General features: G+C 67.4%; 27 protein-coding genes. 26 read left to right on the forward strand and 1 reads right to left on the reverse strand.

What is annotated here, in order from left to right:
* Positions 1 to 6: 6 nt before the first annotated feature.
* A complete protein-coding gene (locus tag ACZ501_RS06010; protein ID WP_468792938.1) occupies positions 7 to 2,490 on the reverse strand; it encodes a YfhO family protein in 2,484 nt (827 codons plus the stop codon).
* A gap of 402 nt (positions 2,491 to 2,892) precedes the next feature.
* On the opposite strand from ACZ501_RS06010, the gene rpsL reads away from it, so the two are divergent.
* The 26 genes from rpsL (at position 2,893) to rplO (ending at position 18,737) form a co-directional block, all read left to right on the forward strand.
* Entirely contained in the window at positions 2,893 to 3,264 is a 372-nt protein-coding gene (gene rpsL / locus ACZ501_RS06015) for a 30S ribosomal protein S12 (RefSeq protein ID WP_007265893.1), read from the forward strand.
* A 2-nt stretch (positions 3,265 to 3,266) separates the two neighbouring features.
* Entirely contained in the window at positions 3,267 to 3,737 is a 471-nt protein-coding gene (gene rpsG, locus ACZ501_RS06020; RefSeq protein WP_007265894.1) for a 30S ribosomal protein S7, read from the forward strand.
* A gap of 39 nt (positions 3,738 to 3,776) precedes the next feature.
* A complete protein-coding gene (fusA, locus tag ACZ501_RS06025) occupies positions 3,777 to 5,909 on the forward strand; it encodes an elongation factor G (RefSeq protein WP_361606934.1) in 2,133 nt (710 codons plus the stop codon).
* Between the two features lie 150 nt (positions 5,910 to 6,059).
* Positions 6,060 to 7,253: an elongation factor Tu gene (gene tuf / locus ACZ501_RS06030; RefSeq protein WP_361606931.1), complete on the forward strand. Its 1,194-nt coding sequence runs from the start codon at positions 6,060 to 6,062 to the stop codon at positions 7,251 to 7,253.
* Between the two features lie 176 nt (positions 7,254 to 7,429).
* Positions 7,430 to 8,617 carry a hypothetical protein gene (locus tag ACZ501_RS06035; protein ID WP_468792941.1) on the forward strand — a complete coding sequence of 396 codons (1,188 nt, stop codon included), beginning with the start codon at positions 7,430 to 7,432 and terminating at the stop codon, positions 8,615 to 8,617.
* Between the two features lie 465 nt (positions 8,618 to 9,082).
* Positions 9,083 to 9,391, forward strand: coding sequence for a 30S ribosomal protein S10 (gene rpsJ / locus ACZ501_RS06040; protein ID WP_003948644.1), 309 nt, complete (start codon positions 9,083 to 9,085; stop codon positions 9,389 to 9,391).
* A 14-nt stretch (positions 9,392 to 9,405) separates the two neighbouring features.
* On the forward strand, positions 9,406 to 10,050 hold the full coding sequence (rplC, locus tag ACZ501_RS06045; RefSeq protein ID WP_007265899.1) for a 50S ribosomal protein L3: 645 nt from the start codon (positions 9,406 to 9,408) through the stop codon (positions 10,048 to 10,050).
* A 4-nt stretch (positions 10,051 to 10,054) separates the two neighbouring features.
* On the forward strand, positions 10,055 to 10,705 hold the full coding sequence (gene rplD / locus ACZ501_RS06050; protein ID WP_030959024.1) for a 50S ribosomal protein L4: 651 nt from the start codon (positions 10,055 to 10,057) through the stop codon (positions 10,703 to 10,705).
* Positions 10,705 to 11,028: a 50S ribosomal protein L23 gene (rplW, locus tag ACZ501_RS06055; RefSeq protein ID WP_007265901.1), complete on the forward strand. Its 324-nt coding sequence runs from the start codon at positions 10,705 to 10,707 to the stop codon at positions 11,026 to 11,028. The genes rplD and rplW overlap by 1 nt, the downstream gene beginning before the upstream one ends.
* Positions 11,029 to 11,067: 39 nt before the next feature.
* Positions 11,068 to 11,904, forward strand: coding sequence for a 50S ribosomal protein L2 (gene rplB, locus ACZ501_RS06060; RefSeq protein WP_030388860.1), 837 nt, complete (start codon positions 11,068 to 11,070; stop codon positions 11,902 to 11,904).
* A 12-nt stretch (positions 11,905 to 11,916) separates the two neighbouring features.
* Complete coding sequence (rpsS, locus tag ACZ501_RS06065; RefSeq protein ID WP_008739713.1) at positions 11,917 to 12,198, forward strand: 30S ribosomal protein S19; 282 nt, start codon at positions 11,917 to 11,919, stop codon at positions 12,196 to 12,198.
* A 43-nt stretch (positions 12,199 to 12,241) separates the two neighbouring features.
* Positions 12,242 to 12,589 carry a 50S ribosomal protein L22 gene (gene rplV / locus ACZ501_RS06070; protein ID WP_007265904.1) on the forward strand — a complete coding sequence of 116 codons (348 nt, stop codon included), beginning with the start codon at positions 12,242 to 12,244 and terminating at the stop codon, positions 12,587 to 12,589.
* A complete protein-coding gene (gene rpsC / locus ACZ501_RS06075) occupies positions 12,589 to 13,428 on the forward strand; it encodes a 30S ribosomal protein S3 (RefSeq protein ID WP_007265905.1) in 840 nt (279 codons plus the stop codon). The genes rplV and rpsC overlap by 1 nt, the downstream gene beginning before the upstream one ends.
* Before the next feature lie 5 nt (positions 13,429 to 13,433).
* A complete protein-coding gene (gene rplP, locus ACZ501_RS06080) occupies positions 13,434 to 13,853 on the forward strand; it encodes a 50S ribosomal protein L16 (protein WP_112447745.1) in 420 nt (139 codons plus the stop codon).
* Entirely contained in the window at positions 13,853 to 14,077 is a 225-nt protein-coding gene (rpmC, locus tag ACZ501_RS06085; protein ID WP_054222532.1) for a 50S ribosomal protein L29, read from the forward strand. Before rplP ends, rpmC begins: the two co-directional genes overlap by 1 nt.
* Positions 14,077 to 14,358: a 30S ribosomal protein S17 gene (gene rpsQ / locus ACZ501_RS06090; protein WP_361597701.1), complete on the forward strand. Its 282-nt coding sequence runs from the start codon at positions 14,077 to 14,079 to the stop codon at positions 14,356 to 14,358. The genes rpmC and rpsQ overlap by 1 nt, the downstream gene beginning before the upstream one ends.
* A gap of 98 nt (positions 14,359 to 14,456) precedes the next feature.
* Positions 14,457 to 14,825: a 50S ribosomal protein L14 gene (gene rplN, locus ACZ501_RS06095; protein ID WP_003956455.1), complete on the forward strand. Its 369-nt coding sequence runs from the start codon at positions 14,457 to 14,459 to the stop codon at positions 14,823 to 14,825.
* Positions 14,826 to 14,827: 2 nt separating this feature from the next.
* A complete protein-coding gene (gene rplX, locus ACZ501_RS06100; protein WP_249767358.1) occupies positions 14,828 to 15,139 on the forward strand; it encodes a 50S ribosomal protein L24 in 312 nt (103 codons plus the stop codon).
* Positions 15,139 to 15,690 (forward strand): 50S ribosomal protein L5, encoded by a 552-nt coding sequence (rplE, locus tag ACZ501_RS06105; protein WP_030298216.1) that lies wholly within the window; start codon positions 15,139 to 15,141, stop codon positions 15,688 to 15,690. Before rplX ends, rplE begins: the two co-directional genes overlap by 1 nt.
* 5 nt (positions 15,691 to 15,695) lie before the next feature.
* Entirely contained in the window at positions 15,696 to 15,881 is a 186-nt protein-coding gene (locus ACZ501_RS06110) for a type Z 30S ribosomal protein S14 (RefSeq protein WP_003956452.1), read from the forward strand.
* 224 nt (positions 15,882 to 16,105) lie between these two features.
* Positions 16,106 to 16,504 (forward strand): 30S ribosomal protein S8, encoded by a 399-nt coding sequence (rpsH, locus tag ACZ501_RS06115; RefSeq protein ID WP_007265911.1) that lies wholly within the window; start codon positions 16,106 to 16,108, stop codon positions 16,502 to 16,504.
* A 20-nt stretch (positions 16,505 to 16,524) separates the two neighbouring features.
* Entirely contained in the window at positions 16,525 to 17,064 is a 540-nt protein-coding gene (gene rplF, locus ACZ501_RS06120) for a 50S ribosomal protein L6 (protein ID WP_030298217.1), read from the forward strand.
* 2 nt (positions 17,065 to 17,066) lie between these two features.
* Complete coding sequence (rplR, locus tag ACZ501_RS06125; RefSeq protein ID WP_356851287.1) at positions 17,067 to 17,450, forward strand: 50S ribosomal protein L18; 384 nt, start codon at positions 17,067 to 17,069, stop codon at positions 17,448 to 17,450.
* Positions 17,451 to 17,495: 45 nt separating this feature from the next.
* Positions 17,496 to 18,098 (forward strand): 30S ribosomal protein S5, encoded by a 603-nt coding sequence (gene rpsE, locus ACZ501_RS06130; protein WP_356811230.1) that lies wholly within the window; start codon positions 17,496 to 17,498, stop codon positions 18,096 to 18,098.
* Entirely contained in the window at positions 18,098 to 18,280 is a 183-nt protein-coding gene (gene rpmD, locus ACZ501_RS06135) for a 50S ribosomal protein L30 (RefSeq protein ID WP_005313525.1), read from the forward strand. The genes rpsE and rpmD overlap by 1 nt, the downstream gene beginning before the upstream one ends.
* Before the next feature lies 1 nt (position 18,281).
* Positions 18,282 to 18,737, forward strand: coding sequence for a 50S ribosomal protein L15 (gene rplO, locus ACZ501_RS06140; RefSeq protein ID WP_030154704.1), 456 nt, complete (start codon positions 18,282 to 18,284; stop codon positions 18,735 to 18,737).
* Positions 18,738 to 18,848 lie beyond the last annotated feature (111 nt).

Raw genomic sequence — 18,848 nt, forward strand, 5'->3', positions numbered from 1 at the left:
GGCGGATTAGCGGATCCCGCGGCGGCGTCTGAGGTGGGTCGTTGTGGTGACCGAGGTGAGGGTGAGGAGGGCCAGGGTGGCGGCTGCCAGGCCCGGGGTGAGGCCCTTGGGGGTGAAGGTGCAGGAGAGGTGGCCGGTGCCCGGGGTGACCGGGAGGGAGAGCAGGCCGTGGTGGTCGCGGATCGGGGCCGAGCACTGCCAGCCGGGGATGTTCGTGACGGCGAGGACGGCGGTGCCGGTGGTGTTCGGCGGGAGGGTGGCTTCGAGGGTGTGGCCGCCCGCCCGGACGGTGGTGGCGCCGGTGGCGGTCAGGTGGCGGACCGCCGCGTCGAGGCGGGTGCGGTCCAGGCAGCCGATGGGGGTCGGGCCGGCCGTGGCGTTCTCCGTGCGGGTCTCCACCGTGGTGGTGATCGTGCCGGAGGCGGGGACGGGGCCGAGGGGGAGGACCCCCGTCATGCGGTCCTGGAGGGCGAGGGCGGAGGCGCCGGTGCGTAGCGTGCCGTGGAGGGCGGGGGAGTACCAGTACGCCTCGGAGCCGGGGGTGCACTGGGCCGTGTAGGTCTGGGTGGCGGGGGTGCCCGTCCGGGTGGTCCGCGGGACCTCGTAGACCGTGGCGCCCAGGACGTTCTCCTGGCGGGCGTAGACCGAGCCGGCCGGGTTGGGGGAGGTGTACGGGGCCGTGCGGAGCGTGACCAGGGGAGGGGCGGGGGAGCGGGTCGACGTCCAGGTGTTCGGCTCCGTCCCGGGGCGGACCCGGGCGCCGATGGAGAAGATCGCGTCCAGTACCGGGTTGTCGGCGCCGAAGAAGGTCCGGCCGTCGTTCTTGTAGCCGTAGCCGAGGGGCTCCAGGGCCCGGTAGGTGGCCTCGGGGAGGTAGCTGCTGTAGTACTGCGGTCCCTCCGCCCGGAGGGCGAGGGCGTCGTTGTACGAGGTCTGCGGCGCGCCTGAGTCCGTCCGGTAGGCGGGCCAGCCGTCCGCCTTCCGGACGGCCTCGAAGTGGTTGGTGATCGAGCGGTTCGAGGTCGCGGCGGGGTGGGCCCAGCGCTCGCGGGAGCGGCGGGCGTCCGCGTTGGCCGCGGCGACCGCCGATTCGGCGAAGACGACGCCGATCATCAGCAGCGCGGCCACCGGGACCAGGGCGCGGCGCTTCTCGCCCAGGGCCAGGAGGGTCAGGGCCAGCAGGGACACCGCGCCGCCGGCGAGGACGGCGGGCCAGGTCCAGCCGCCGAAGTCGTCGGTGTGGCGCAGGACGAAGGTGGCCAGGACCAGGAGGCCGGCCGACAGGGCCAGGTGCAGCGGGCGCGGGCGGTTGGCCAGCGCCAGCCAGGCCACCACGACCACCATCCCGCTGAAGACGAAGGCCTCGCGGTACGGGTTGCCGTTCGGCACCGCCAGGCCGTGCCACACGTACTGGGTCGGCGGGAACTGGAAGGACACGAGGACCAGGAGGGTGGCGGCCGCCCACGTCAGGCGGGTGCGCGCGGCGATCCGGCCGTTCAGCAGGAAGCTCCCGGCCAGGATCAGGCCGAGGGAGGCGACGTACAGGCGCGGCCGGCCGCCCCACAGGTGGGTGGCCGGGAGCATCCCGGCGAGGAAGACCTCGATCCGTACGGGGTCGAAGGCACCGGCCTTGGTGGGCTGCGCGGCCCCGCTCGACAGGAACGACGGGAGGAGGAGGGGGAGCGTGAGGAGGATGCCCGTGGCGGCCGCGGTGGCCGCCCGCCCCACGGCGCGCAGCCGCTGCGCGCCCGTCATGTCCAGGGTCACCAGGCGGATCGCCAGCAGGACGCAGGCCGCCATCGTGGCCATCATCGCCGTGTAGAAGTTCCCGAACCAGGCGAGGGCGACCAGCAGCGCAACCCCCGGCCAGCGGCGGCCCTCCAGGCACCACTCGACGGCGATGCCGAGCAGCGGGAGGGCCACCAGGCCCCACAGCCACATGGGGATGTACGAGGCGTCGCTCAGCGCCCACCCGCACAGGCCGTACGTCGCCCCGAGCACCCCGCGCTGCCACCACGGCCCGGGGTGCAGTTTGCCGAGGTAGACGGTCATCAGGGCGGCCGCGGTGCCCATCGTGACCGGGGTGATCACGAAGACGGCCAGGTCCACGTGCTCGCGCGGCACCAGCACCGCGAGCCAGGAGAAGGGGTTGCCGAGGTAGGTGTAGTAGTCGGACAGGAACTGCTGTCCGAAGCCTCCCCGCCAGGTGAACAGCACGTCGCCGGCGGCCTGGCCGTGCACCAGGTCCCAGAGGGCGCGGTGGAAGGGCACGTACTGGTTGGCCTGGTCGTTGACGGCCCGGCCCGTGTCGCCGAAGGGGAAGGTGCCCCGGGCCACCCAGGCCGCGCAGAAGGCGCCCGAGGTGACGAGGAAGGCCAGCAGCGGCCCGTACAGCCGGGTGAGCCCGGTTCGCCGCCGTGACCTGGGGGCCCGGCCGCCGTCAGGGGGCGGGGTTTCCGCCGTCGCCGGCTCCGTGCTGACCGTCCCCAATGTCCTGCTCCTGGCGCTCGTACGATGTGGACTGATTCGCTGGGATTCGGTGCGCAGTGTAGTTCGCCCGCACTACCACGCCGGTGCGCGCTGCGCGCGCCCGCCCCGTCCGACAGGGGCCGCGCCCGTGCGGCGCCTGAGCTGTGCGCTCGTCCCGGGGGCCGCGGTGCGGCTTATGTTTTGACCGGAGTGGATGCGGTGGGTACGCTCAGACCTTGTGCCTGGGGTGTGCCTGGGCTCCCGTGCGTGTCCATCAACCGCACGAGAGAGTCAACGGCCACTGCGATCCACGCGTCTTTCCGCTTCTGCGGGGAGCTCCGCCGGATCCGACACACCCGACCGCGTGGGTCGGCAAAGTTCCAGGTTAGCTTCACTACACGGCACACAGAAACCGGAGAAGTAGTGCCTACGATCCAGCAGCTGGTCCGTAAGGGCCGGCAGGACAAGGTCGAGAAGACAAAGACTCCCGCGCTCGAGGCTTCGCCCCAGCGTCGCGGCGTCTGCACGCGTGTGTTCACGACCACCCCGAAGAAGCCGAACTCGGCGCTCCGTAAGGTCGCGCGTGTGCGTCTGACCTCCGGCATCGAGGTCACCGCTTACATTCCGGGTGAGGGACACAACCTGCAGGAGCACTCCATCGTGCTCGTGCGTGGTGGCCGTGTGAAGGACCTGCCGGGTGTTCGTTACAAGATCATCCGCGGTGCGCTTGACACCCAGGCTGTCAAGAACCGCAAGCAGGCCCGCAGCCGCTACGGCGCCAAGAAGGAGAAGTAAGAATGCCTCGTAAGGGCCCCGCCCCGAAGCGCCCGGTCATCATCGACCCGGTCTACGCATCTCCTCTGGTGACCTCGCTCATCAACAAGATCCTGCTGAACGGCAAGCGCTCCACCGCCGAGCGCATCGTCTACGGCGCCATGGAAGGCCTCCGCGAGAAGACCGGCAACGACCCGGTCATCACGCTGAAGCGCGCGCTGGAGAACGTCAAGCCGTCCCTCGAGGTCAAGTCCCGCCGTGTCGGTGGCGCGACCTACCAGGTCCCCGTCGAGGTCAAGCCGGGTCGTCAGTCGACCCTGGCCCTCCGCTGGCTCGTGGGTTACTCCCGCGCCCGCCGTGAGAAGACCATGACCGAGCGCCTCATGAACGAGCTGCTCGACGCCTCCAACGGTCTTGGCGCTGCCGTCAAGAAGCGCGAGGACACGCACAAGATGGCCGAGTCCAACAAGGCCTTCGCGCACTACCGCTGGTAGTCCCACCCCACATCGAGACCGAGAGAAGACCGAAGCCTTATGGCTACCACTTCGCTTGACCTGGCCAAGGTGCGCAACATCGGCATCATGGCCCACATCGACGCGGGCAAGACGACCACCACCGAGCGCATCCTGTTCTACACCGGTGTGTCGTACAAGATCGGTGAGGTCCACGACGGCGCTGCCACGATGGACTGGATGGAGCAGGAGCAGGAGCGCGGCATCACGATCACGTCCGCCGCGACGACCTGTCACTGGCCGCTCGAGGACGTCGACCACACCATCAACATCATCGACACCCCGGGTCACGTTGACTTCACGGTCGAGGTGGAGCGTTCGCTCCGCGTCCTCGACGGTGCCGTCACCGTGTTCGACGGTGTCGCCGGTGTGGAGCCGCAGTCCGAGACCGTTTGGCGTCAGGCGGACCGCTACGGCGTGCCGCGCATCTGCTTCGTCAACAAGCTCGACCGTACCGGCGCCGAGTTCATGCGCTGCGTCGACATGATCAAGGACCGCCTCGGTGCGGTTCCGATCGTCATGCAGCTGCCGATCGGTGCCGAGGCGGACTTCAAGGGCGTCGTCGACCTCGTCCGCATGAAGGCGCTCGTGTGGTCCGCCGAGGCCACCAAGGGCGAGATGTACGACGTCGTCGACATCCCGGCCACGCACACCGAGCTGGCCGAGGAGTGGCGCGCCACCCTCGTCGAGCAGGTTGCCGAGAACGACGAAGAGATGATGGAGCTCTTCCTCGAGGGCACCGAGCCCACCGAGGAGCAGCTCCACGCGGCCGTGCGCCGCATCATCCTCGGCTCCGGCAAGGGCAAGGGCGAGCCCACGATCACCGCGGTGTTCTGCGGTACGGCGTTCAAGAACAAGGGCGTCCAGCCCCTGCTCGACGCCGTCGTGCGCTACCTCCCGTCCCCCCTGGACATCGAGGCCATCGAGGGCCACGACGTCAAGGACGCCGAGGTCGTCGTGCGGCGCAAGCCGTCGGACGAGGAGCCCCTCGCGGCGCTCGCGTTCAAGATCATGAGCGACCCGCACCTCGGCAAGCTCACCTTCGTCCGGGTTTACTCGGGCCGCCTGGAGGCCGGCACTGCGGTGCTGAACTCCGTCAAGGGCAAGAAGGAGCGCATCGGCAAGATCTACCGCATGCACGCGAACAAGCGTGAGGAGATCGACTCGGTGGGCGCCGGCGACATCGTCGCCGTCATGGGCCTGAAGCAGACCACCACCGGTGAGACGCTGTGTGACGACAAGAACCAGGTGATCCTGGAGTCCATGGACTTCCCGGCCCCGGTCATCCAGGTCGCCATCGAGCCCAAGTCCAAGGGTGACCAGGAGAAGCTGGGTGTCGCCATCCAGCGTCTCGCGGAGGAGGACCCCTCCTTCCACGTTCACTCGGACGAGGAGACGGGCCAGACCATCCTCGGCGGTATGGGCGAGCTGCACCTCGAGGTGCTGGTCGACCGTATGAAGCGCGAGTTCAAGGTCGAGGCCAACGTCGGCAAGCCGCAGGTCGCGTACCGTGAGACGATCCGCAAGGCCGTCGAGCGTCACGACTACACCCACAAGAAGCAGACCGGTGGTACCGGTCAGTTCGCCAAGGTGCAGATCGCGATCGAGCCGATCACGGACGCCGATGGTCCGGCGTACGAGTTCGTCAACAAGGTCACCGGTGGCCGCGTGCCGAAGGAGTACATCCCTTCGGTCGACGCCGGTGCGCAGGAGGCCATGCAGTTCGGCATCCTGGCCGGCTACGAGATGACGGGCGTCCGCGTCACGCTTCTCGACGGTGGCTACCACGAGGTCGACTCCTCCGAGCTCGCCTTCAAGATCGCCGGTTCGCAGGCCTTCAAGGAGGCCGCGCGCAAGGCTTCTCCCGTGCTCCTCGAGCCGATGATGGCCGTCGAGGTCACCACGCCGGAGGAGTCCATGGGCGACGTCATCGGTGACATCAACTCCCGCCGTGGCCAGATCCAGGCCATGGAGGACCGTCACGGAGCCAAGATCGTCAAGGGCCTCGTGCCGCTTTCGGAGATGTTCGGCTACGTCGGAGACCTCCGCAGCAAGACCTCGGGTCGCGCCAGCTACTCGATGCAGTTCGACTCCTACGCCGAGGTTCCGCGGAACGTCGCCGAGGAGATCATCGCGAAGGCCAAGGGCGAGTAACTCTTCCGAGTACACGCTTTAGGCTTGTCACCGGAGCCTCTGGGGCAACAGGAGCAACCCTCCCGTTGCCCCGGGGAACCCGGCTTCCCAGCAAAGATCACCTGGCGCCGATCTGTAAGGCGTACAGAACCACTCTCCAGGAGGACCCCCGTGGCGAAGGCGAAGTTCGAGCGGACTAAGCCGCACGTCAACATCGGCACCATCGGTCACATTGACCACGGTAAGACGACCCTCACGGCCGCCATTACCAAGGTGCTGCACGACGCGTACCCGGACCTGAACGAGGCCTCGGCCTTCGACCAGATCGACAAGGCTCCTGAGGAGCGCCAGCGCGGTATCACCATCTCCATCGCGCACGTCGAGTACCAGACCGAGGCGCGTCACTACGCCCACGTTGACTGCCCCGGTCACGCGGACTACATCAAGAACATGATCACGGGTGCCGCGCAGATGGACGGCGCGATCCTCGTGGTCGCCGCCACCGACGGCCCGATGCCGCAGACCAAGGAGCACGTGCTCCTGGCCCGCCAGGTCGGCGTCCCCTACATCGTCGTCGCCCTGAACAAGGCCGACATGGTGGACGACGAGGAGATCCTGGAGCTCGTCGAGCTCGAGGTCCGTGAGCTGCTCTCCGAGTACGACTTCCCGGGCGACGACCTGCCGGTCGTCCAGGTCTCCGCGCTGAAGGCGCTCGAGGGCGACAAGGAGTGGGGCGAGAAGCTCCTCGGCCTCATGAAGGCCGTCGACGAGTCGATCCCCACCCCGCCGCGTGACACCGACAAGCCGTTCCTCATGCCCGTCGAGGACGTCTTCACGATCACCGGTCGTGGCACCGTCGTCACCGGTCGCATCGAGCGTGGTGTCCTGAAGGTCAACGAGACCGTCGACATCATCGGCATCAAGACCGAGAAGACCACCACCACGGTCACCGGCATCGAGATGTTCCGCAAGCTGCTCGACGAGGGCCAGGCCGGCGAGAACGTCGGTCTGCTCCTCCGTGGCATCAAGCGCGAGGACGTCGAGCGCGGCCAGGTCATCATCAAGCCCGGTTCGGTCACGCCGCACACCGAGTTCGAGGCCGCCGCGTACATCCTGTCGAAGGACGAAGGTGGTCGTCACACCCCGTTCTTCAACAACTACCGCCCGCAGTTCTACTTCCGTACCACGGACGTGACCGGCGTCGTCACCCTCCCCGAGGGCACCGAGATGGTCATGCCGGGCGACAACACCGACATGACGGTCGCGCTGATCCAGCCGGTCGCCATGGAGGAGGGCCTGAAGTTCGCCATCCGTGAGGGTGGTCGTACCGTGGGCGCCGGCCAGGTCACCAAGATCACGAAGTAATTCGTGTTCTGACCTGGTAGCTCGTGAGAGCGAGCACCTTGTCCGACCGAGGGACCCCTCTCCCACCGCTCCGGCGGTGGGGGAGGGGTCCTTTGTCGTACCCCCCGGTAATGATGGACGCGGGGGGCGTGAGAGGCTCCGGCACGGATCACGTACGAACGTTCGAGGTGGGGATCATGGGGCGGCAGGACGCCGACGGGGCCGGGATATCGGACGAGGAGTGGGCGCGCTTCAGCGAGCAGCTGGCGCGGGAGAGCGCGGACGCGCCGAAGGAGCCGTCCGCGCGGGCGCGGATGGTCACCGAGCGGCTGCGGCGCGAGGACGCGGAGCGCGAACGGGCGGCCGGCCGGCGCCGCTTCGGGACGGGCCGGCCCGCGCCGAGTGACCCGCCGGGCTGGCGTACGGGGCCTGCCTGGCAGGAGCTGGAGGGCCGGCGTCGGCGCCGCCGGGGGCTCAAGGCCGTTGCGGCGATCGTGGGCGTCGCGGCCCTGGCGCTGGTCGTCGTACGGCCGGAGCTGCTGATCGACCGGCTGACCGGCAGGACCGAGGCCCGTCGGGCGGCCGCCGGGGCCTCGCCGCTGCCGGCCGAGTCCGCCCGCCCGACGGCGGCCCCGGAGGCCGGCTACCCGGACCGTCCGACCCTGAAGGAGCCGTTCCGGGGCTCTCCGGCCCTCCAGTGGGCCGATGGAGCCGCCGGCATCGAGGTCCCGGAGGCCAGTGCCGTGGGCGGGATGTCGAAGGAACAGGTCGCGGACGCCCTGGCGAAGACCAAGGCACTGCTGGTCGCGTCCAACCTGGACCCCGCCGCCCTGCGGGGAGAGCGACCCCAGGCGGCGCTGGACCTGCTGGACCCGCTCCAGGGCGACGGGAAGGGCCTCATGGAGCAGGCGCTGGCCCGCCCCTCGGCGGACGCGGACCCGCTGTGGCTGGTCAGCCGGTTCGACCCGGCGGAGGTCCGGGTCCACGGCGACGTGGTCAAGACGCGCGGCCGGATGAGCTTCGACAGCAGCCGGGACGGCGAGGTGAAGGTGCACGCCGACTACACCTTCGTGTACCCCGTGGTCCGGGCGAAGCCCGGCGCGGACGAGGTGGCCCGCACGGTGGTGCGGCGCACGATGGTCCTGGCGCTGTCCGACCCGCGCAAGGTGGTCGCGACCGCGGGCAAGCTCCAGGTCGTGGAGTGGCGGGAGACCGCCGGCAACGACGACTGCACGCGGGAGGGGACCGGCTTCCTCCACCCCCAGTTCGACAGCGAGCTCAGGGCGCCCGGGCCGGGCCCGTCCGGGCCGGTCGTGGATCCGTACGACCGGAGCAGGTCCATGGCCGAGCTGCCGCAGGAGTGCACGACGGCATCCCGCTCCTGACCTGGGAGGAACCCCCCGGGCAAACGCGCGGCGCGGTTTGACGTGTCCGCGCGGCGGGGTAAGCTCTTCGCCCCGATTGGCCAGGTACGTGTCTCGTATGGCAGACTACTCAAGTTGCTCGGTTGAGTGCCGATGCTGTGCGCCTCCCGCCGGGAGGACCGGAAGCGAGTCCCACAGTACTCGTCGTCCTTAATCTGCCTTTCGGGGCAGCAATGAGGGCGGACGTACGGGAATCTTCTGGGAAGTGTCAGCACGGTGCCCACCAGGCACTCGGCGGGTGTTTCTCCCCCGATGCGCGGTCAAGGACCGCACCCCCTTGGACGAGGGAATTCCCTATGGGAATTTTCTGTAGAGGGAGTGCGACACGCCCGACCGCGTGGGTCGGAGAGAAGCCGCGGAACCCCGGTTCCGCAGCCTTCCGGGAGCCAGAGCGTTTCCACACAGAGACAGGACTACGGAGTAGCCATGGCGGGACAGAAGATCCGCATCCGGCTCAAGGCCTACGACCACGAGGTCATCGACTCCTCGGCGAAGAAGATCGTCGAGACGGTGACGCGCACTGGTGCGTCGGTCGCGGGCCCGGTGCCGCTGCCCACTGAGAAGAACGTGTACTGCGTCATCAAGTCGCCGCACAAGTACAAGGACTCGCGCGAGCACTTCGAGATGCGCACGCACAAGCGCCTGATCGACATCCTCGACCCGACGCCCAAGACCGTTGACTCGCTGATGCGCCTGGACCTTCCGGCCGGCGTTGACATCGAGATCAAGCTCTGAGAGGCGTCGAGAAGATGGCAAAGCAGATCAAGGGCGTCCTGGGCGAGAAGCTCGGCATGACCCAGGTCTGGGACGAGAACAACCGTGTCGTCCCGGTGACCGTCGTCAAGGCCGGACCCTGCGTCGTTACCCAGGTCCGTACGAACGACATCGACGGCTACGAGTCGGTCCAGATCGCCTTCGGCGAGATCGACCCGCGCAAGGTGAACAAGCCCCTCAAGGGCCACTTCGCCAAGGCCGACGTGACCCCCCGCCGCCACCTGGTGGAGCTCCGCACCTCCGACGCCAGCGAGTACACGCTCGGCCAGGAGATCACTGCTGAGGTGTTCGAGTCCGGCGTCAAGGTCGACGTCACGGGCAACAGCAAGGGCAAGGGCTTCGCCGGTGTCATGAAGCGGCACAACTTCCGGGGCCTCGGCGCCGGTCACGGTGTGCAGCGCAAGCACCGCTCCCCCGGTTCGATCGGTGGCTGTGCCACCCCTGGGCGTGTCTTCAAGGGCATGCGCATGGCCGGTCGCATGGGTAACGAGCGCGTCACCACCCAGAACCTGACCATCCACGCGGTTGACGCGGAGAAGGGTCTGCTCCTCATCAAGGGCGCGGTCCCCGGTCCGAACGGCGGCCTCGTCCTGGTCCGTACCGCGGCCAAGGGGGCTTGAGGTAATGAGCACCATTGACATCCTTTCGCCGGCAGGCGACAAGGCCGGTACCGTCGAGCTCCCCGCGGAGATCTTCGACGCGAAGACCAGCGTTCCGCTGATCCACCAGGTCGTTGTCGCCCAGCTGGCAGCTGCCCGTCAGGGCACGCACAAGACCAAGACCCGTGGCGAAGTCCGTGGTGGTGGCAAGAAGCCTTACCGCCAGAAGGGCACCGGCCGCGCCCGTCAGGGTTCGACCCGCGCTCCGCAGTTCGCCGGCGGTGGCGTCGTCCACGGCCCGCAGCCGCGTGACTACTCGCAGCGGACCCCCAAGAAGATGAAGGCCGCCGCCCTCCGCGGTGCCCTCTCGGACCGTGCGCGTCACTCCCGCATCCACGTCGTCACCGGCGTGGTCGAGGGTGCCGCCTCCACGAAGGCCGCCAAGACGCTGTTCGGCAAGATCTCGGAGCGCAAGAACCTGCTCCTGGTCGTCGAGCGTGCCGACGAGGCCGCGTGGCTGTCCGCCCGCAACCTGCCCCAGGTCCACATCCTGGAGCCGGGCCAGCTGAACACGTACGACGTGATCGTCTCTGACGACGTGGTCTTCACCCAGGCCGCGCTCGAGTCCTTCGTGTCTGGCCCCAAGGCCGACGAGACCGAAGGGAGCGACGCCTGATGTCTGAGGCGACCGTTACCAGCAAGACCTTCACCGACCCGCGCGACCTGCTGATCAAGCCGGTCGTCTCGGAGAAGAGCTACGCGCTGCTGGACGAGAACAAGTACACGTTCATCGTCGCGCCCGGCGCCAACAAGACCCAGATCAAGCAGGCCGTGGAAGCGGTCTTCTCGGTCAAGGTCACCGGGGTCAACACGATCAACCGTCAGGGTAAGCGCAAGCGCACCAAGACCGGTTTCGGCAAGCGCGCCAACACCAAGCGCGCCATCGTGACCCTTGCCGAGGGCAACCGTATCGACATCTTCGGCGGCCAGGCCTCCTAGCGGAGGTCTAGTCGTCCGGAATCGGACGAGGACTGAGAAATGGGTATCCGCAAGTACAAGCCGACGACCCCGGGCCGTCGTGGCTCCAGCGTCGCCGACTTTGTCGAGATCACGCGGTCCACGCCGGAGAAGTCGCTGGTTCGCCCTCTGCACAGCAAGGGCGGCCGTAACAACACCGGCCGGATCACCGTTCGCCACCAGGGTGGCGGACACAAGCGCGCCTACCGCGTGATCGACTTCCGTCGTCACGACAAGGACGGCGTGCCGGCCAAGGTCGCGCACATCGAGTACGACCCCAACCGCACCGCGCGCATCGCGCTGCTGCACTACGCCGACGGCGAGAAGCGCTACATCATCGCGCCGCGCGGTCTGCAGCAGGGTGACCGGATCGAGAACGGCCCGACGGCCGACATCAAGCCGGGCAACAACCTCGCGCTCCGCAACATCCCGGTCGGTACCACGATCCACGCGATCGAGCTCCGTCCCGGTGGCGGCGCCAAGTTCGCCCGCTCCGCCGGTGCCTCCGTGCAGCTGCTCGCGAAGGAGGGCGTCATGGCCCACCTCCGCATGCCGTCGGGCGAGATCCGTCTCGTCGACGCGCGCTGCCGCGCCACGGTCGGCGAGGTCGGCAACGCCGAGCAGTCGAACATCAACTGGGGCAAGGCCGGCCGCATGCGCTGGAAGGGCGTTCGCCCGTCCGTCCGCGGTGTCGCGATGAACCCGGTTGACCACCCGCACGGTGGTGGTGAGGGCAAGACCAGTGGTGGTCGCCACCCGGTCTCCCCGTGGGGTCAGAAGGAGGGTCGTACTCGCTCGCCGAAGAAGGCTTCGAGCAAGTACATCGTCCGCCGCCGCAAGACGAACAAGAAGCGCTAGGAGCGGGTTTAGATGCCGCGCAGTCTCAAGAAGGGGCCCTTCGTCGACGACCACCTCGTAAAGAAGGTGGACGTCCAGAACGAAGCCGGCACCAAGAACGTCATCAAGACCTGGTCCCGTCGCTCGATGATCATCCCCAGCATGCTGGGTCACACCATCGCGGTGCACAACGGCAAGACCCACGTCCCGGTGTTCGTCACCGAGTCGATGGTCGGCCACAAGCTCGGCGAGTTCTCGCCGACTCGCACCTTCCGCGGCCACGTCAAGGACGACCGGAAGTCGAAGCGCCGCTAAAGGCGGGGTGGTTACGACTATGACTTACACCGAAGGGACAACCATGGAAGCCAGGGCCCAGGCGCGGTACATCCGCGTCACGCCCATGAAGGCCCGCCGCGTGGTGGACCTTATCCGTGGCATGGATGCCACGGAGGCTCAGGCGGTCCTGCGTTTCGCCCCGCAGGCCGCGAGCGTGCCGGTCGGCAAGGTGCTGGACAGCGCCATTGCCAACGCCGCACACAACTACAACCACCCGGACGCCTCCACGCTGGTCATCAGCGAGGCGTACGTGGACGAGGGCCCGACCCTGAAGCGGTTCCGTCCGCGTGCCCAGGGCCGTGCCTACCGGATCCGCAAGCGGACCAGCCACATCACCGTGGTCGTCAGCAGCAAGGAAGGTTCCCGGTAATGGGCCAGAAGGTAAACCCGCACGGGTTCCGACTCGGCATCACCACGGACTTCAAGTCGCGTTGGTACGCCGACAAGCTGTACAAGGACTACGTCAAGGAAGACGTCGCCATCCGTCGGATGATGACGTCCGGCATGGAGCGCGCCGGCATCTCGAAGGTTGAGATCGAGCGCACCCGTGACCGCGTGCGTGTGGACATCCACACCGCCCGTCCCGGCATCGTCATCGGCCGCCGTGGCGCCGAGGCCGACCGCATCCGCGGCGACCTCGAGAAGCTCACGGGCAAGCAGGTCCAGCTGAACATCCTCGAGGTCAAGAACCCCGAGCTCGACGCTCAGCTCGTTGCCCAGGCCGTTGCCGAGCAGCTCTCCTCCCGCGTCTCCTTCCGTCGTGCCATGCGCAAGAGCATGCAGGGCACCATGAAGGCCGGCGCCAAGGGCATCAAGATCCAGTGCGGCGGCCGCCTCGGCGGCGCCGAGATGTCCCGCTCCGAGTTCTACCGCGAGGGTCGTGTGCCGCTGCACACGCTGCGCGCGAACGTGGACTACGGCTTCTTCGAGGCCAAGACCACCTTCGGCCGTATCGGTGTGAAGGTCTGGATCTACAAGGGCGACGTCAAGAACATCGCCGAGGTTCGCGCCGAGAACGCTGCGGCCCGTGCGGGTAACCGCCCGGCCCGTGGCGCCGGCGCTGGCGACCGTCCCGCCGGCCGTGGTGGCCGTGGTGGCGAGCGCGGCGGCCGTGGTGGCCGCAAGCCGCAGCAGGCTGCTGGTGCCGAGGCCCCCAAGGCCGACGCTCCCGCCGCCGCTCCGGCCGAGAGCACCGGAACGGAGGCCTGACCGACATGCTGATCCCTCGTAGGGTCAAGCACCGCAAGCAGCACCACCCGAAGCGCAGCGGTATGGCCAAGGGCGGTACTGAGGTCTCGTTCGGCGAGTACGGCATCCAGGCGCTCACCCCCGCCTACGTGACGAACCGCCAGATCGAGGCGGCTCGTATCGCGATGACCCGCCACATCAAGCGTGGCGGCAAGGTCTGGATCAACATCTACCCGGACCGCCCCCTGACGAAGAAGCCGGCCGAGACCCGCATGGGTTCCGGTAAGGGTTCTCCCGAGTGGTGGATCGCGAACGTGCACCCGGGCCGGGTCATGTTCGAGCTGTCCTACCCGAACGAGAAGATTGCTCGTGAGGCGCTCACCCGCGCTGCTCACAAGCTTCCGATGAAGTGCCGGATCGTGCGGCGCGAGGCAGGTGAGTCGTGATGGCGACGGGAACCAAGGCGTCCGAGCTGCGTGAGCTCGGCAACGAGGAGCTCGTTGGCAAGCTGCGCGAGGCCAAGGAGGAGCTGTTCAAGCTCCGTTTCCAGGCGGCCACGGGTCAGCTGGAGAACAACGGCCGGCTCAAGTCCGTCCGTAAGGACATCGCTCGCATCTACACCCTGATGCACGAGCGTGAGCTCGGTATCGAGACGGTGGAGAACGCCTGATGAGCGAGAACAACGTGACTGAGAAGACCGACCGCGGATTCCGCAAGACCCGTGAGGGTCTGGTCGTCAGCGACAAGATGGACAAGACCGTCGTCGTCGCCGTCGAGGACCGCGTGAAGCACGCGCTGTACGGCAAGGTCATCCGCCGTACGAACAAGCTCAAGGCGCACGACGAGCAGAACGCTGCCGGCGTCGGCGACCGCGTCCTCATCATGGAGACGCGTCCGCTGTCGGCGACCAAGCGCTGGCGCATCGTCGAGATCCTCGAGAAGGCCAAGTAATCACTTGAAGGGGTAACCCTTCAGGTTCGTTCCGCCAGGCTCGGCCGGGGCTTCACTGAAGCCCCGGCCGGGAACCGGCAGACAAACAGGAGATAGACGTGATCCAGCAGGAGTCGCGACTGCGTGTCGCCGACAACACTGGTGCCAAGGAGATCCTTTGCATCCGTGTTCTCGGTGGCTCCGGTCGCCGCTACGCGGGCATCGGTGACGTCATCGTCGCCACCGTCAAGGATGCGATCCCCGGTGGCAACGTGAAGAAGGGTGACGTCGTCAAGGCGGTCATCGTTCGCACCGTCAAGGAGCGCCGCCGCCAGGACGGCTCGTACATCCGCTTCGACGAGAACGCCGCCGTCATTCTGAAGAACGACGGCGACCCTCGCGGCACCCGTATCTTCGGCCCCGTGGGCCGTGAGCTGCGCGAGAAGAAGTTCATGAAGATCATCTCGCTCGCGCCGGAGGTGCTGTAAGCATGAAGATCAAGAAGGGCGACCTGGTCCAGGTCATCACCGGTAAGGACAAGGGCAAGCAGGGCAAGGTCATCGCGGCCATGCCCAGCGAGAACCGCGTCCTGGTCGAGGGTGTCAACCGGGTCAAGAAGCACACCAAGGCCGCGCAGAACCAGGCCGGTGGCATCGTCATCACCGAGGCCCCGGTCCACGTGAGCAACGTGCAGCTGGTCGTGGAGAAGGACGGCAAGAAGGTCGTCACCCGCGTCGGTTACCGCTTCGACGACGAAGGCAACAAGATCCGCGTTGCCAAGCGCACGGGTGAGGACATCTGATGGCTACCACTCCGCGTCTGAAGACGAAGTACCGCGAGGACATCGCGGGCAAGCTGCGTGAGGAGTTCTCCTACGAGAACGTCATGCAGATCCCCGGCCTCGTCAAGATCGTCGTGAACATGGGTGTCGGCGACGCCGCCCGTGACTCGAAGCTGATCGACGGCGCCATCCGCGACCTGACGACGATCACCGGCCAGAAGCCGGCCGTCACGAAGGCCCGCAAGTCCATCGCGCAGTTCAAGCTGCGCGAGGGTCAGCCGATCGGGTGCCACGTCACCCTCCGTGGTGACCGCATGTGGGAGTTCCTGGACCGTACGCTGTCGCTCGCGCTGCCGCGTATCCGTGACTTCCGTGGTCTGTCGCCGAAGCAGTTCGACGGCCGTGGCAACTACACCTTCGGTCTCACGGAGCAGGTCATGTTCCACGAGATCGACCAGGACAAGATCGACCGTACCCGGGGTATGGACATCACCGTGGTCACCACGGCGACCAACGACGACGAGGGCCGCGCTCTCCTTCGTCACCTCGGCTTCCCCTTCAAGGAGGCGTAAGCGAGATGGCGAAGAAGGCTCTCATCGCGAAGGCTGCCCGCAAGCCCAAGTTCGGTGTGCGTGCGTACACCCGCTGCCAGCGCTGCGGTCGCCCCCACTCCGTGTACCGCAAGTTCGGCCTGTGCCGCGTCTGCCTTCGTGAGATGGCTCACCGTGGCGAGCTGCCGGGCGTGACCAAGAGCTCCTGGTAACTCCCTCCCGTCCGTAAGGACTTGGGGAAGTTCCAGAGACTCTCGGTAAGCATCTGGTCGGCGGATGCCCGGCCCCGCATGCCTTAGGCTTGTGTGGTTGGGCGTCCGCCGCCCATAACGACTTACTACGCCGTAGGTCCCCGCACCGCACCCGTCCCGCCTCTGAGCGGGGAGAGGGATGGCGCATACAGGAAACCCCGGCGAGAGAGGCCGAAGGCCACTTCATGACCATGACTGACCCGATCGCAGACATGCTCACGCGTCTGCGTAACGCTAACTCGGCGTACCACGACACCGTCGTGATGCCGCACAGCAAGATCAAGTCGCACATCGCAGAGATCCTCAAGCAGGAGGGTTTCATCACCGGCTGGAAGGTCGAGGACGCCGAGGTCGGCAAGAACCTCGTCCTCGAGCTGAAGTTCGGGCCGAACCGTGAGCGCTCCATCGCGGGCATCAAGCGGATCTCGAAGCCCGGTCTGCGCGTGTACGCGAAGTCCACCAACCTGCCGAAGGTCCTCGGTGGCCTGGGCGTGGCGATCATCTCCACGTCGCACGGTCTCCTGACCGGCCAGCAGGCAGGCAAGAAGGGCGTAGGTGGGGAAGTCCTCGCCTACGTCTGGTAGTCGGGAACGGAGGAAAAGCAATGTCGCGAATCGGCAAGCTCCCCATCCAGGTTCCCGCCGGTGTGGACGTCACCATCGATGGCCGCACGGTCGCGGTGAAGGGCCCCAAGGGTCTCCTCTCGCACACCGTCGCCGCGCCGATCGAGATCGTCAAGGGTGAGGACGGCGTTCTGAACGTCACCCGCCCCAACGACGAGCGTCAGAACAAGGCCCTGCACGGCCTGTCCCGCACGCTGGTGGCGAACATGATCACCGGTGTGACCACGGGATACGTCAAGGCTCTCGAGATCAGCGGTGTCGGTTACCGCGTCGCCGCGAAGGGCTCCGCTCTGGAGTTCCAGCTTGGTTACAGCCACCCGATCCTGATCGAGGCGCCCGAGGGCATCTCCTTCAAGGTCGAGTCGCCCACCAAGTTCACGGTCGAGGGCATCGACAAGCAGAAGGTCGGCGAGGTCGCCGCCAACATCCGCAAGCTGCGGAAGCCCGACCCGTACAAGGCCAAGGGTGTCAAGTACGCCGGCGAAGTCATCCGCCGCAAGGTCGGAAAGGCTGGTAAGTAGCCATGGCATACGGTGTGAAGATCGCCAAGGGCGACGCGTACAAGCGCGCTGCCAAGGCTCGCCGCCACATCCGCATCCGCAAGAACGTCTCGGGTACGGCGGAGCGTCCGCGCCTCGTCGTGACGCGTTCGAACCGCAACATCGTTGCCCAGGTCATCGACGACCTCAAGGGTCACACCCTTGCGTCCGCGTCGACCCTGGACGCTTCGATCCGCGGTGGCGAAGGCGACAAGAGCGCCCAGGCCCAGGCTGTCGGCGCGCTCGTCGCCGAGCGTGCCAAGGCTGCGGGTGTCGAGACCGTCGTGTTCGACCGCGGTGGCAACCGATACGCCGGGCGCATTGCCGCTCTGGCTGACGCCGCCCGCGAAGCCGGGCTGAAGTTCTAAGCCCCGGTTCCGGGACTCACGGACGTAACAGAGAGAGGTAATCCAATGGCTGGACCCCAGCGCCGCGGAAGCGGTGCCGGTGGCGGCGAGCGGCGGGACCGGAAGGGTCGCGACGGTGGCGCTGCCGCCGAGAAGACCGCTTACGTTGAGCGCGTTGTCGCGATCAACCGCGTCGCCAAGGTTGTCAAGGGTGGTCGCCGCTTCAGCTTCACCGCGCTGGTCGTGGTGGGCGACGGTGACGGCACCGTAGGTGTCGGTTACGGCAAGGCCAAGGAAGTTCCCGCGGCCATCGCCAAGGGTGTCGAGGAAGCCAAGAAGAACTTCTTCAAGGTTCCGCGCATCCAGGGCACCATCCCTCACCCGATCACGGGCGAGCGTGCCGCGGGCGTCGTGCTGCTGAAGCCGGCTTCCCCCGGTACCGGTGTTATCGCCGGTGGCCCGGTGCGCGCCGTTCTGGAGTGCGCCGGCGTTCACGACATCCTGTCGAAGTCGCTCGGCTCGTCCAACGCGATCAACATCGTGCACGCGACCGTGGCGGCCCTCAAGGGCCTGCAGCGTCCCGAGGAGATCGCGGCTCGCCGTGGTCTGCCCCTCGAGGACGTCGCCCCCGCGGCTCTGCTCCGTGCTCGTGCAGGGGCGGGTGTCTGATGGCCCGCCTCAAGATCACGCAGACGAAGTCGTACATCGGCAGCAAGCAGAACCACCGCGACACTCTGCGTTCGCTCGGGCTCAAGCGCCTGAACGACGTGGTCGTCAAGGAGGACCGCCCCGAGTTCCGCGGAATGGTTCACACCGTCCGCCACCTCGTGACGGTTGAGGAGGTTGACTAACATGGCTGAGAACAGCCCGCTGAAGGCCCACAACCTCCGTCCCGCCCCCGGCGCCAAGACCGCGAAGACCCGTGTCGGTCGTGGTGAGGCGTCGAAGGGTAAGACGGCCGGTCGTGGTACGAAGGGCCAGAAGGCCCGCTACCAGATCCCGCAGCGCTTCGAGGGCGGGCAGATGCCCCTCCACATGCGCCTGCCGAAGCTCAAGGGCTTCAAGAACCCGTTCCGCACCGAGTTCCAGGTCGTCAACCTGGACAAGCTCGGTGCCCTCTACCCCGAGGGTGGAGAGGTCACGGTGGCCGACCTGGTCGCCAAGGGCGCGGTTCGCAAGAACAGCCTCGTCAAGGTCCTGGGCCAGGGCGAGATCTCCGTGGCGCTGACGGTGTCGGTCGACGCCGTGTCCGCCTCCGCCAAGGAGAAGATCGCCGCCGCCGGCGGCACCGTGACCGAGCTCGTCTAAGACGAACTCTGTGACAAATAGCGAGTAAAACCCGACCGGGGATGCCTCACATATGGGGCATCCCCGGTCGGTCGTTCCACGGGGGGCGCAGTCGCCGGTAAGGTGGCCTGC

The sequence above is a fragment of the Streptomyces sp. NPDC034085 genome (genome assembly GCF_055575555.1).

Excerpts from the sequence above, each read along its gene's own strand:
- rpsG (WP_007265894.1), top strand. The coding sequence starts at position 3,267 with ATGCCTCGTAAGGGCCCCGCCCCGAAGCGCCCGGTCATCATCGACCCG.
- fusA (WP_361606934.1), top strand. The coding sequence starts at position 3,777 with ATGGCTACCACTTCGCTTGACCTGGCCAAGGTGCGCAACATCGGCATC.
- ACZ501_RS06035 (WP_468792941.1), top strand. The coding sequence starts at position 7,430 with ATGGGGCGGCAGGACGCCGACGGGGCCGGGATATCGGACGAGGAGTGG.
- rpsJ (WP_003948644.1), top strand. The coding sequence starts at position 9,083 with ATGGCGGGACAGAAGATCCGCATCCGGCTCAAGGCCTACGACCACGAG.
- rplC (WP_007265899.1), top strand. The coding sequence starts at position 9,406 with ATGGCAAAGCAGATCAAGGGCGTCCTGGGCGAGAAGCTCGGCATGACC.
- rplD (WP_030959024.1), top strand. The coding sequence starts at position 10,055 with ATGAGCACCATTGACATCCTTTCGCCGGCAGGCGACAAGGCCGGTACC.
- rplW (WP_007265901.1), top strand. The coding sequence starts at position 10,705 with ATGTCTGAGGCGACCGTTACCAGCAAGACCTTCACCGACCCGCGCGAC.
- rplB (WP_030388860.1), top strand. The coding sequence starts at position 11,068 with ATGGGTATCCGCAAGTACAAGCCGACGACCCCGGGCCGTCGTGGCTCC.
- rpsS (WP_008739713.1), top strand. The coding sequence starts at position 11,917 with ATGCCGCGCAGTCTCAAGAAGGGGCCCTTCGTCGACGACCACCTCGTA.
- rplV (WP_007265904.1), top strand. The coding sequence starts at position 12,242 with ATGGAAGCCAGGGCCCAGGCGCGGTACATCCGCGTCACGCCCATGAAG.
- rpsC (WP_007265905.1), top strand. The coding sequence starts at position 12,589 with ATGGGCCAGAAGGTAAACCCGCACGGGTTCCGACTCGGCATCACCACG.
- rplP (WP_112447745.1), top strand. The coding sequence starts at position 13,434 with ATGCTGATCCCTCGTAGGGTCAAGCACCGCAAGCAGCACCACCCGAAG.
- rpmC (WP_054222532.1), top strand. The coding sequence starts at position 13,853 with ATGGCGACGGGAACCAAGGCGTCCGAGCTGCGTGAGCTCGGCAACGAG.
- rpsQ (WP_361597701.1), top strand. The coding sequence starts at position 14,077 with ATGAGCGAGAACAACGTGACTGAGAAGACCGACCGCGGATTCCGCAAG.
- rplX (WP_249767358.1), top strand. The coding sequence starts at position 14,828 with ATGAAGATCAAGAAGGGCGACCTGGTCCAGGTCATCACCGGTAAGGAC.
- rplE (WP_030298216.1), top strand. The coding sequence starts at position 15,139 with ATGGCTACCACTCCGCGTCTGAAGACGAAGTACCGCGAGGACATCGCG.
- ACZ501_RS06110 (WP_003956452.1), top strand. The coding sequence starts at position 15,696 with ATGGCGAAGAAGGCTCTCATCGCGAAGGCTGCCCGCAAGCCCAAGTTC.
- rpsH (WP_007265911.1), top strand. The coding sequence starts at position 16,106 with ATGACCATGACTGACCCGATCGCAGACATGCTCACGCGTCTGCGTAAC.
- rplF (WP_030298217.1), top strand. The coding sequence starts at position 16,525 with ATGTCGCGAATCGGCAAGCTCCCCATCCAGGTTCCCGCCGGTGTGGAC.
- rplR (WP_356851287.1), top strand. The coding sequence starts at position 17,067 with ATGGCATACGGTGTGAAGATCGCCAAGGGCGACGCGTACAAGCGCGCT.
- rpsE (WP_356811230.1), top strand. The coding sequence starts at position 17,496 with ATGGCTGGACCCCAGCGCCGCGGAAGCGGTGCCGGTGGCGGCGAGCGG.
- rpmD (WP_005313525.1), top strand. The coding sequence starts at position 18,098 with ATGGCCCGCCTCAAGATCACGCAGACGAAGTCGTACATCGGCAGCAAG.
- rplO (WP_030154704.1), top strand. The coding sequence starts at position 18,282 with ATGGCTGAGAACAGCCCGCTGAAGGCCCACAACCTCCGTCCCGCCCCC.